The 11598-nt window shown below is 73.4% G+C and carries 10 protein-coding genes; 6 read left to right on the top strand and 4 right to left on the bottom strand.

What is annotated here, in order from left to right:
* Positions 1–27 precede the first annotated feature (27 nt).
* The 3 genes from AB5J87_RS16420 to AB5J87_RS16410 all read right to left on the bottom strand — a co-directional run bounded on the left by AB5J87_RS16420 (position 28) and on the right by AB5J87_RS16410 (position 3429).
* A complete protein-coding gene (locus AB5J87_RS16420; protein ID WP_369383550.1) occupies positions 28–1425 on the bottom strand; it encodes a sensor histidine kinase in 1398 nt (465 codons plus the stop codon).
* A gap of 26 nt (positions 1426–1451) precedes the next feature.
* Positions 1452–2186 carry a response regulator transcription factor gene (locus AB5J87_RS16415; RefSeq protein ID WP_369377455.1) on the bottom strand — a complete coding sequence of 245 codons (735 nt, stop codon included), beginning with the start codon at positions 2184–2186 and terminating at the stop codon, positions 1452–1454.
* Between the two features lie 73 nt (positions 2187–2259).
* Positions 2260–3429: a S1C family serine protease gene (locus AB5J87_RS16410; protein WP_369377453.1), complete on the bottom strand. Its 1170-nt coding sequence runs from the start codon at positions 3427–3429 to the stop codon at positions 2260–2262.
* 330 nt (positions 3430–3759) lie between these two features.
* Here AB5J87_RS16410 and AB5J87_RS16405 point away from each other — a divergent pair, with 330 nt between their 5' ends.
* Both AB5J87_RS16405 and AB5J87_RS16400 read left to right on the top strand, forming a co-directional pair.
* A complete protein-coding gene (locus tag AB5J87_RS16405) occupies positions 3760–4632 on the top strand; it encodes an NUDIX hydrolase (protein WP_369377451.1) in 873 nt (290 codons plus the stop codon).
* Between the two features lie 43 nt (positions 4633–4675).
* On the top strand, positions 4676–5506 hold the full coding sequence (locus tag AB5J87_RS16400; RefSeq protein ID WP_369377450.1) for an MBL fold metallo-hydrolase: 831 nt from the start codon (positions 4676–4678) through the stop codon (positions 5504–5506).
* A gap of 257 nt (positions 5507–5763) precedes the next feature.
* Here AB5J87_RS16400 and AB5J87_RS16395 read toward each other — a convergent pair whose 3' ends face one another.
* Entirely contained in the window at positions 5764–6438 is a 675-nt protein-coding gene (locus AB5J87_RS16395) for a Crp/Fnr family transcriptional regulator (protein ID WP_017947815.1), read from the bottom strand.
* Between the two features lie 485 nt (positions 6439–6923).
* On the opposite strand from AB5J87_RS16395, the gene nth reads away from it, so the two are divergent.
* The 4 genes from nth (at position 6924) to AB5J87_RS16375 (ending at position 11580) form a co-directional block, all read left to right on the top strand.
* Positions 6924–8006, top strand: a complete 1083-nt coding sequence (gene nth, locus AB5J87_RS16390) for an endonuclease III (RefSeq protein ID WP_369377447.1) — start codon at positions 6924–6926, stop codon at positions 8004–8006.
* Positions 8007–8079: 73 nt separating this feature from the next.
* Positions 8080–8907: a CoA pyrophosphatase gene (locus AB5J87_RS16385; RefSeq protein ID WP_369377445.1), complete on the top strand. Its 828-nt coding sequence runs from the start codon at positions 8080–8082 to the stop codon at positions 8905–8907.
* Between the two features lie 12 nt (positions 8908–8919).
* Positions 8920–10146 carry a MarP family serine protease gene (locus tag AB5J87_RS16380; protein ID WP_369377443.1) on the top strand — a complete coding sequence of 409 codons (1227 nt, stop codon included), beginning with the start codon at positions 8920–8922 and terminating at the stop codon, positions 10144–10146.
* Between the two features lie 93 nt (positions 10147–10239).
* Entirely contained in the window at positions 10240–11580 is a 1341-nt protein-coding gene (locus AB5J87_RS16375; protein WP_369377442.1) for a 6-phospho-beta-glucosidase, read from the top strand.
* The last annotated feature ends 18 nt before the right edge of the window (positions 11581–11598 follow it).

Below are 11598 nucleotides of genomic sequence, written 5' to 3'. Positions count from 1 at the left end.
TCCGCCGCGGCCCTGCGCCGCCCGGTCTCAGCCCGCGTCCGTCGGGCCGGTGAGTTCCGGTGGTGGGGTCGGTGCGCCCGGCAGGCGGACCGTCGCCACCGTGCCCCTGCCGTCCGGCCCCGGGCCGAGCGCGATAGTCCCGCCCGCGTGCTGCACGGTGCGGGCCACGATCGACAGCCCGAGCCCCGAGCCCGGCAGCGAACGGGCCGAGGGCGAGCGCCAGAACCGCTCGAAGACGTGCGGCAGTTCATCCGCCGGGATGCCCGGCCCCTGGTCGCCGACCGTCAGTACGCCCCGGTCGAGCGAGACCGTCACGGTGCCGCCCGGCGGGCTGAACTTCACCGCGTTGTCCAGCACGTTGACGATCGCCCGCTCCAGCGCCGCGGGCTCGGCCCGTACGTACCAGGGCGCCAGCTCCGCCGTGATCGTCAGCTCCGGCCCGCGCAGCCGGGCGCGTTCCAGCGCGTGCCGCGCGATGTCGTGCATCCCGACGACTTCCAGCGGCCCCGGCCGCGCCGCGTCCGGCCGGGACAGCTCCTGCAAGTCGCCGATGAGCGAGGCCAGTTCGGTCATCTGGGCCTTGACCGACGCCATCAGGGCCTTGCGGTCGGCGGGCGGAATGGCCCGCCCGGTCTCCTCGCTCCGCGCGAGCAGCTCGATGTTGGTGCGCAGCGAGGTCAGCGGGGTGCGCAGCTCGTGCCCCGCGTCGGCGATCAGCTGGCCCTGCCGGTCCCGGGAGGAGGCCAGGGCGGCGGTCATCGCGTTGAAGGAACGGGAGAGCCGGGCGATCTCGTCCTCGCCCTCGGCCGGGATCCGCACCGTGAGGTCCTCGGTCCGGGCCACGTGCTCCACGGTGCTGGTCAGCTGGTCGACCGGGCGCAGTCCGGCCCGCGCCACCCACAGGCCCGCGGCCCCGCCCGCCACGACTCCGGCCCCGGCGAGGCCCAGCAGCAGCAGTGCGAGCCGGTTGAGGGAGGAGTCGATCTCGGTGAGCGGCCGGGAGAGCGACACGGCGACGACCGTGCCCGCGATCTCCTGGCGCTGGGTACGCACGCGTACCTCCACCCCGCCGTCGGTGACGCTGCTGTGCAGGGTGTCCGGCCGGTGGCCCCGCGCCACGGCCAGGTCCTGCGGTTTGACCTGCACCGGCGGCGACTCGGGCGCCGTGCAGCGGGTCCCGTCCGGCAGCACGACCTGGATGTACGCGTACCCCGACCGCTGGTTCTCGGGCACCCGGTCCTGGGACCGGCAGGTGGCGAGCGCGGCCTGCACCAGCGTCGGCGGGGCGCTGGTGTTGCGCAGGGTGTTGTCCAGCTCCTCGCCGAGCTGGGCCCGGGTCAGCAGCCAGCACGCCACCGACACGGCCGCGACCGCGACCGCGACGGCCGTCGCCACCAGCAGGGCGAGCCGCGAGCGCAGCGGCATCGCCCGGTAGCGCCGGACCACTGCGTTCACTCTGCGCCGCCCGCGCGCAGGGCGTATCCGACGCCCCGCACGGTGTGGACCACGCGCGGCTCGCCGCCCGCCTCGGTCTTGCGGCGCAGGTACATGACGTACACGTCCAGGGAGTTCGACGACGGCTCGAAGTCGAAGCCCCAGACCGCCTTGAGGATCTGCTCCCGGGTCAGCACCTGCCGGGGGTGGGCCAGGAACATCTCAAGGAGCGTGAACTCGGTTCGGGTCAGCTCCACCACCCGCTCGCCCCGGGTCACTTCGCGGGTCGCCAGGTCCATCCGCAGATCGCCGAAGGTCAGCACGTTGTCGTCGGGCTGCTCGCCGTCCGCCTGCGTCGCGTACGAGCTGCGGCGCAGCAGCGCGCGGATCCGGGCGAAGAGCTCGTCCAGCTCGAACGGCTTCACCAAGTAGTCGTCGGCGCCCGCGTCCAGCCCGGTCACCCGGTCGCCGACCGTGTCGCGCGCGGTGAGCATCAGGACGGGGGTGGTCGACCCGGCGCCGCGCAGCCGCCGGGCTGCGGTGAGGCCGTCCATCCGGGGCATCTGGATGTCGAGGACGATCAGGTCCGGCCGGTACGCCTCCGCCTTGGCCAGCGCGTCCAGACCGTCGACGGCGACCTCCGTGCCGTAGCCCTCGAAGGCCAGGCTGCGCTGGAGCGCCTCGCGCACGGCGGGCTCGTCGTCGACGATCAGGATGCGCTGGGTCTCGTCCTCGGCGGGTGCGGGGCTCATCGGTCTCTGGTCCTCGGGGGTGTGATCCGGCACGGGTGCTGTCCAGCGTCGCACGTCCTGCGCGCGGCCGGGGTCAGCTGGCGCTGCTGTTGCCGCCGTCGCCGAATCCGCTGGAGTCACCGGAGTCACCCGATCCGTTGGAGTTGCCGGAGTCGCCGGAGCCGCCCGCGCGGAGGCTGGCCAGGTCCGCCTTGACGGTGTTGACGGGGATCGCGAAGCCGAGCCCGATGCTGCCCGCCGAGGAGCCCGAGTCGGTCGCGGAACTGGGGCTGTACATCGCGGAGTTGATGCCGATGATGTTGCCGTTCATGTCGATCAGCGCTCCGCCGGAGTTGCCCGGGTTGAGCGAGGCGTCGGTCTGGATCGCCTTGTACGTCGTCTTCGACGAGCCGGTGTCCCCGTTGAACTGCCGCCCGCCGAACTCGAACGGCCAGCCACCGCGCCCGCCGCCCTGCTGCCCCTGCCCCTGGCCCTGCTCCTTGGCGACGGTGACGTCGCGGTCGAGGGCGGAGACGATGCCGCTGGTCACGGTGCCGGTCAGGCCCTCGGGGGAGCCGATGGCGACGACCTGGTCGCCGACCTTGAGGTTGTCGGAGTTGCCCAGGCTGGCGGGCTTGAGCCCGCTCGCGCCCTGCACCTTGATGAGGGCGAGGTCCTTGTCGGGGTCCGTCCCGACCACCTTCGCCGTGTACGTCTTGCCGTCGCTGGTGCGCACCTGGACCTGGTCGGCGCCCGCGATCACGTGGTTGTTGGTGATGATCTCGCCGCTCGACGTGATGATCACGCCCGAGCCGGTGGACTTGCCGGAGTTGGAGGTCGCGTTGATCTCCACGATGCTGGGCGAGACGGCCTGGGCGACCCCGGCCACCGTGCCGTTGGTGCTGCGGGAGGCGTTCGTCCCGCTGACACCGGGGGCGCTGACGCTGTGGTCGGTGCCGGTCCAGCGCTCGATGAGGGTCGCGGTCCCGCCGCCGACCGCCGCGGCCACGATGGCGACGGCGGCGATCAGCCCGACGGACCGGCGCGCCCGCCGGCGTCCGTGCGGGCCGGACGGGGTGGCGCCGGGCAGTTCCCCGCCGCCCGTGCCGCCGCCGTCGCCGCTGCCGTGCCCGTGGCCGTTCCCGGGCCAGATGGTGGTCCCGGGCCCGGCGCTCATGGGCTCGCTCGGCTCGTACGGGGGAGGCGGCGGGTAGGCCCCGGACCCCTGCGGATACGACTGCGGCTGCTGCTCGGGGAAGGTCATGGCTCCACCTTCCCGGCGCCGGATGAGAGCCGTCTGAGGACGCGGTGAGAAGCCCGGCAGAACCGTGTTTGCCCGAAATAAAGACCGGCCCGTGGCGGTGGCCCCGACCCCGGCCCACCGGCCCGGCCCCTGCGGCGGCAAGGCCGCCCCGACGGCTCTGGCAGGCGCCCGGCCGCCGTACTCCGCGCCCCCGGCAGCGGGGCCGCGCCCGTGCGGGGCGGCCCATGCCGGTCGTCCCGGGCTCCGGGAGGCTTCTCGGGGTGGAGTGACCCCTGCCTCCTCCTGGGGCGGGGCCTCGAACATGCGCGCGTCAGCGGATAGCCTCCGGCCATGTCCAATGGTCAGTGGTACCCGCCGGAATGGCCCGACCGGATCCGCGCCCTCGCGCACGGCGAACTCGTTCCCGTGCCACCCCGGCGGGCCGCGACCGTCCTGCTGCTGCGCGACGGGCTCGCCGTCCACATGCTCCGCCGCCGCACCTCCATGGCCTTCGCGGGCGGCGCCTACGCCTACCCGGGCGGCGGCGTGGACCCCCGTGACGCTGCCGACGACACCCTGCGGATCGGGTGGGCCGGGCCCAGCCGGGAGACCTGGGCGGCGCGTCTGGGGGTGGGCCCCGACGACGCCCAGGCCATCGTCTGCGCCGCCGTCCGCGAGACGTACGAGGAGGCCGGGGTCCTCCTCGCCGGGCCCGACGCCCACAGCGTCGTCGGCGACACCACCGGCGACGACTGGGAGGCCGACCGCCTGGCCCTCGTCTCCCGCGACTTCTCCTTCGCCGAGTTCCTGGACCGGCGCGGTCTGGTCCTGCGCTCGGACCTGCTCGGTGCGTGGGCGCGCTGGATCACGCCCGAGTTCGAGCCGAAGCGGTACGACACCTGGTTCTTCGTCGCCGCGCTCCCGGCGGGCCAGCGCACCCGCAACGCCTCCACCGAGGCCGACCGGGCCGTGTGGATCAGCCCCGCCGACGCCACCGCCGGGTACGAGAGGGGCGAGCTCCTGATGATGCCCCCGACCGTCTCGACGCTGCGCGGCCTCCTCCCGTGCGCCACCCCGGCCGACGCCCTCGCCGCCTCGGCCACCCGTGACCTCACCCCCGTACTGGCGCGGGCGGCCCTGGGCGAGGACGGCGAGATCGTGCTCAGCTGGCCCGGCCACGACGAGTTCACCAAGCGCGTCCGCACCTCCGGAGGCACCCCGTGACCCCTGCCGGCACCACCCCGCTCCGCACGGAAGGCGCCCTCGCGTGACCGAAGCCTCGGCCCTCCCCGGCCAGCCCCGTGGCGGGGTGCTCTCCGGCCCCGCCACACCCCGTACCGTCAACGTCCTCGCGCCCAACCCCTCCGCGATGACCCTCGACGGCACCAACACCTGGATCGTCGCCGAGCCCGACTCGGACCTCGCCGTCGTCGTCGACCCCGGCCCCCTGGACGACGCCCATCTGCGGAACGTGATCGCCACGGCCGAGAAGATGGGCAAACGGGTCGCGCTCACCCTGCTCACCCACGGCCACCCCGACCACGCCGAGGGCGCGGCGCGCTTCGCCGAGCTCACGCGCACGCACGTACGCGCGTTGGACCCGGCCCTGCGCCTGGGGGACGAGGGGCTCGCCACCGGTGATGTGATCACCACGGGCGGGCTGGAGATGTGGGTGGTGCCGACGCCCGGCCACACCGCCGACTCCCTCTGCTTCCATCTGCCCGCCGACGGGGCCGTGCTGACGGGGGACACGGTCCTGGGGCGCGGCACGACCGTCGTCGCCCATCCCGACGGCCGCCTCGGCGACTACCTCGACTCACTGCGCCGACTGCGCTCGCTCACGGTCGACGACGGCGTCCGGACCGTGCTCCCGGGACACGGCCCGGTGCTCGACGACGCCCAGGGCGCCATCGAGTTCTACCTCGCCCATCGCGCCCACCGGCTGGCCCAGGTGGAGACGGCCGTGGAGAACGGGCTCACCACGGCGGCGGACGTGGTGGCCCGCGTCTACGCGGACGTCGACCGGTCGCTGTGGCCGGCCGCCGAACTCTCCGTACGCGCCCAGTTGGAGTACCTGAGCGAGCACGGGCTGATCTGACGGACGAGGGAGGGCGCGCCGCGCCCCGGCACGGGCGGATCCGAAGGCGCGGCCCGAACGCGATGGCCCCCGGGCCCACTTGGGCCCGCCCCGCCTGTTCCCGCTGTTCCTGTTCACCTGTCCACTTGTCAAGGAACGCCGTGTCCGCCACGTACCGGACACGTACCGAAAAGACTAGGACCGACCACTGACAACGGGGCCCGCCTCCCGGAGGAGACGGGCCCCGTCACATGTGAACGCGCAGGTGAACGGCCGTATCAGCGCGAGCGCTTGGCCAGTCGCTCGACGTCGAGCAGGATCACCGCACGGGCCTCCAGGCGGAGCCAGCCGCGCTGGGCGAAGTCGGCGAGCGCCTTGTTCACCGTCTCGCGGGAGGCGCCGACGAGCTGGGCCAGCTCTTCCTGGGTCAGGTCGTGGACGACGTGGATGCCCTCCTCCGACTGCACGCCGAAGCGGCGCGACAGGTCGAGGAGCGCACGGGCGACACGGCCCGGCACGTCGGAGAAGACCAGGTCGGACATCTGGTCGTTGGTCTTGCGCAGTCGGCGGGCGACCGCGCGCAGCAGGGCGGTGGCGACCTCGGGGCGCGCGTTCAGCCACGGCTGGAGGTCGCCGTGGCCCAGGCCCAGCAGCTTGACCTCGGTCAGCGCGGTCGCGGTGGCGGTGCGCGGACCCGGGTCGAAGAGGGACAGCTCGCCGATGAGCTCGCCGGGGCCGAGGACCGCCAGCATGTTCTCGCGGCCGTCGGGGGAAGTGCGGTGGAGCTTGACCTTGCCCTCGGTGACCACGTAGAGGCGGTCGCCGGGGTCGCCCTCGTGGAAGAGGGCGTCGCCGCGGGCGAGCGTCACCTCGCTCATCGAGGCGCGGAGCTCCGCGGCCTGCTCGTCATCGAGCGCCGCGAAGAGCGGGGCGCGCCGCAGAACGTCGTCCACGAGTTCTCTCCTTGTCGACCGGTACAGGGGACCGTGCTGCCCATTTTGCCGGACGGGGTAAACAGTGCGATCAATCACACGGGTAATCACAAGGATGACGCACCCGAACGCCGGACTGTGCGGCAGGGGGCCGATTGGGGTGGTGATTCGCGGTGGCCGGGGCGGATGTCGGCGTGTGGCTTTAGGCTGGCCGGGTGTCCAATTCGCCGGTGAGAGCGCAGGCCAGGGGGGCCACAAGAGTGTCCGCAGGCAGTGATTCCGCTGTGGGCGAACAGCCCGCGATTAAACCGAAAAATGCCGCGAAAGAATCAAAATCGGCCAATCGGGCCGCGTCGGAGGCCCAGCCCGCCCCGGGCGCGTCGCCCGCCCCGACCGGACCGGTGACGCCCGCGGGCGCGCCCAAGAAGAGCCCGTCCCAGAGGGCCGCGGCGAAGAAGCCTGCGGGGCAGAAGCCCGCGGCGAAGAAGGCCGCGGCCAAGGGATCCGTGGCCAAGAAGGCCGCGGCCCAGAAGCCCGCCGCCGGGAAGGCGGTCGCCGGGAAGACGGCCGCGGCGAAGCCCGCAGCCAAGAAGGCGCCCGCGACGGCGTCGGCCGAGAAGCCCGCCGCCACGCCCGCGGCGAAGAAGTCCGCCGCCCGCAAGACGGCTCCGGCCACCAAGAAGACCGCGACCGGAGCCACCGGCACCACCACCGCCGCCGCCCCCGCGAAGAAGCCCGCCACCAAGGCAGCTGCGGCCACCAAGGCGGCCCCCGTGAAAAAGGCCGCCACCAAGGCCGCCCCGGCGAAGAAGCCCCCGGCCAAGCCCGAGTCGCACCTCTCCATGGTCCGCCGGGCCCGCCGGATCAACCGGGAGCTGGCGGAGGTGTATCCGTACGCCCATCCGGAGCTCGACTTCCGCAACCCCTTCGAGCTGCTGGTCGCCACCGTGCTGTCCGCGCAGACGACCGACCTGCGGGTGAACCAGACCACGCCCGCGCTGTTCGCCGCGTACCCGACCCCGGAGGACCTGGCGGCGGCCGACCCGGAGGCCGTCGAGGAACTCATCCGGCCCACCGGGTTCTTCCGCGCCAAGACCAAGTCGATCATGGGTCTGGCCGCCGCCCTCCGGGACGACTTCGGGGGTGAGGTGCCGGGCCGCCTCGACGACCTGGTCAAGCTCCCGGGAGTCGGCCGCAAGACGGCGAACGTGGTGCTCGGCAACGCCTTCGGCGTTCCCGGCATCACCGTCGACACCCACTTCGGCCGTCTGGTCCGCCGCTGGAAGTGGACGGACGAGGAGGACCCGGTCAAGGTCGAGGCCGTCGTCGCCGAGATCTTCCCGAAGAGCGAGTGGACGATGCTCTCGCACCGCGTCGTCTTCCACGGCCGCCGCATCTGCCACTCCCGCAAGCCCGCCTGCGGCGCCTGCCCCATCGCCCCGCTCTGCCCGGCGTACGGGGAGGGCGAGACGGACCCGGAGAAGGCCAGGAAGCTCCTGAAGTACGAGAAGGGCGGCCTGCCGGGCCAGCGGCTCTCCCCGCCCCCGGACTACCCGGGCCTGCCCGCCGCGCCGCTGGGAGCCGGATGACGGATGGCGGATGACCGGACGGAACGAACGCGACCGTCCCGGACGTTGTGACCGGTGGACGACGGGGGTGCCTATGACGCACGCGAGTGACACCAGCAACACCAGCGAGACCAGCAAAAGGTACGGAACGTACGAAGGCGGCGCCCGGGTCTACGAGGGCGCGGCCGGTGCGGACGGGCGCCCCGGCGGGCCGGGCGGCGCCCACGCCCGCCCGCCCGCCCCCGATGCGCGCAGTGCCCCCGAGGTGCGCCGCGACGGCCTGCCCGACTGGCTGGACCCCGTCGTGCGCGCGGCCGACGGCATCGAGCCGCTCCAGCTCAGCCGCTTCCTGCCGCCGGAGAGCGGGGCCGGGCGCCAGTCCGCCGTGCTGATCCTCTTCGGCGACGGCCCGGCCGGTCCCGAGCTGCTGCTCATGGAGCGCGCCAGCCAGCTGCGCTCGCACGGCGGCCAGCCCTCGTTCCCGGGCGGCGCCCTCGACCCCGAGGACGGCGACCCGCAGACCACGGGCCCGCTGCGGGCCGCCCTGCGCGAGGCCGAGGAGGAGACCGGCCTCGACCCCGAAGGGGTCCAGATCTTCGGCGTGCTGCCCCGGCTCTACATCCCGGTGAGCGGCTTCGTGGTCACCCCGGTCCTCGGCTGGTGGCGCGCGCCGAGCGCGGTGCGCGCGGTGGACGCGGCCGAGACCGCGCGGGTCTTCACCGTCCCCGTGGCGGATCTCACGGACCCGGCCAACCGCGCCACCGCCGTCCACCCGCGCGGCCACGCAGGACCGGCCTTTCTGGTCGAATCCGCCCTCGTCTGGGGCTTCACGGCCGGTGTGATCGACCGGCTGCTGCACTACTCGGGCTGGGAGCGGCCCTGGGATCGCACCAGGCGGGTCCCGCTCGACTGGCACGCGTGACAGGGTGGGCCCGTGAACGTGCTGGACATCCTGTTGCTGGTCGCCGCCGTGTGGTTCGCGATCGTCGGCTACCGCCAGGGCTTCGTCGTCGGCATCCTGTCGGTGATCGGATTCCTCGGCGGTGGCCTCATCGCCGTGTATCTGCTCCCGGTCATCTGGGACCAGCTGACGGACAAGCGGGCCGTGTCGACCACCGCCGCCGTCATCGCGGTCGTGGTGGTGATCGTCTGCGCCTCGGTGGGCCAGGCGTTCACGACCCATCTGGGCAACAAACTGCGCCAGCACATCACCTGGCAGCCCGCCCGCGCCCTGGACGCGACGGGCGGCGCGCTGGTCAACGTCCTCGCGATGCTCATGGTCGCCTGGCTGATCGGCACCGCGCTCTCCCCGCTGGCCGACCCCCAGGAGGACCCCTCCAGCAAGGGCAACGCCCTGGGCAGGGCGGTCAACGACTCCCGGATCCTGCGCGGTGTGGACAAGGCGATGCCGAAGCAGGCGTACACCTGGTTCTCGGACTTCTCCTCGATGCTCGCGAAGAACGGGCTGCCGCAGGTCTTCGCCCCGTTCACCAACGAGTCGATCACCAAGGTCCCGCCGCCGGACCAGGCGCTCGCCTCCAGCCCCGTCGCGGCCCACGCCAAGAAGTCGATCGTCAAGGTCACCGGCACCGCCCCCAGCTGCGGCAAGCGCCTGGAGGGCACCGGCTTCGTCTTCGCCGAGCGCCGGGTGATGACCAACGCCCACGTAGTGGGCGGAGTGACGGACCCCAAGATCCAGATCGGGGGTACGGGCCGGACGTACGACGCGACCGTGGTGCTCTACGACTGGCGCCGCGACATCGCCGTGCTGGACGTTCCCGACCTGACCGCCCCGGCGCTGCGCTTCTCCACGACGCAGGCGCACAGCGGCAGCGGCGCCATCGTCGCGGGCTTCCCCGAGGACCAGCCGTACGACGTGCGCGCCGCGCGCGTGCGCGGCCGGATCACCCCGCCGGGCCCGGACATCTACCACCGGGGCACCGTCACGCGCGAGGTCTACTCGCTGTTCACCACGGTCCGCCCCGGCAACTCGGGCGGCCCGCTGCTCACTCCCGACGGAAAGGTGTACGGGGTGGTCTTCGCCAAGTCGCTGGACGACCCGAACACCGGATACGCGCTGACGGCCAACGAGATCCGCGAGGACATCCAGCTGGGCCGCACCGCCAACCAGCAGGTCGACAGCCAGCAGTGCGCCCTGTGAACCCCGGCCCCGGCCCCCGCCGCTGACCCCGGTCCCCGGCACCCGGTCCAGGGCGTCCGGCCCCCGGAACCCGATCTCCCGGAAGAGGCATCCATGCGACTGACGATCCTCGGCGGCGGCGGTTTCCGCGTGCCGCTCGTGTACGGCGCCCTGCTGCGCGACCGCGCGCCCGGCCGGGTCACCGAGGTCACGCTCCACGACGTGGACGCGCCCCGGCTCGCCTCCATCACCAAGGTCCTCGCCGACCAGGCGCACGGCGTCGCGGACGCGCCCGCCGTGCGCGCCGCCACCGACCTCGACGAGGCGCTGCGCGGCGCCGACTTCGTCTTCTCGGCCATCCGGGTGGGCGGTCTGGCCGGCCGCGCCGCCGACGAGCGGGTGGCACTGGCCGAGGGCGTCCTCGGCCAGGAGACGGTCGGCGCGGGCGGCATCGCGTACGGGCTGCGGACCGTGCCCGTGGCTCAGGAGATCGCCCGCCGGGTCAAGGCGGTCGCCCCGGGCGCCTGGGTCATCAACTTCACCAACCCGGCCGGTCTCGTCACCGAGGCCATGGCCCGCCACCTGGGGGAACGGGTGATCGGCATCTGCGACTCGCCGGTCGGACTGGCCCGCCGCGTGGCCCGTACGGTGGGCGCCGACCCCGACGCCGTACGGCTGGACTACGCGGGCCTAAACCACCTCGGCTGGCTGCACGGGCTGTACGAGGGCGAGGAGAACGTGCTGCCGCGCCTGTTCGCCGACGACGCGCTGCTCACCTCGTTCGAGGAGGGCAGGCTCTTCGGCGCCGACTGGCTGCGCTCACTGGGCTCGGTGCCCAACGAGTACCTGCACTACTACTACTTCAACCGCGAGGCCGTCGCCGCCTACCAGCGGGCCGAGCGCACGCGCGGCGCCTTCCTCCTCGACCAGCAGGCGCGGTTCTACGCGACGGTGGCCGGCTCCGAGCGCGCGTGGGACGTCTGGGACCGCACCCGTGCCGAGCGCGAGGCCACGTACATGTCGGAGAACCGCGAGGTCTCGGGCGCGGGCGAGCGCGCCGCCGACGACCTGGAGTCCGGCGGGTACGAGAACGTGGCGCTGGCGCTGATGCGGGCCATCGCCCGCGACGAACCGGCGACGCTCATCCTGAACGTGCGCAACGGCTCCTCGCTGAGCGCGCTCGACGCCGAGGCCGTCATCGAGATCCCGTGCCTCATCGACGCCTCGGGCCCGCGCCCGCTGCCCGTCAGCCAGTTGACGGGGCATGAGGCGGGCCTGGTCAGCGCGGTGAAGGCGGTCGAGCGGTGCGTTCTGGAAGCAGCCGCGAGCGGGTCGGCGCGGACGGCGGTCAAGGCGTTCGCCCTGCACCCGCTGGTCGACTCCGTCCAGGTCGCACGCCGGCTCGTGGACGGCTACCGGGACGCGCACCCGGGCCTCGCGTATCTGCGCCCGTAAGCCCGTAAGCCCGTAAGC

Source organism: Streptomyces sp. cg36, assembly GCF_041080675.1.
GTDB lineage: Bacteria > Actinomycetota > Actinomycetes > Streptomycetales > Streptomycetaceae > Streptomyces.
This window is presented reverse-complemented; position numbering and strand designations above follow the sequence as displayed.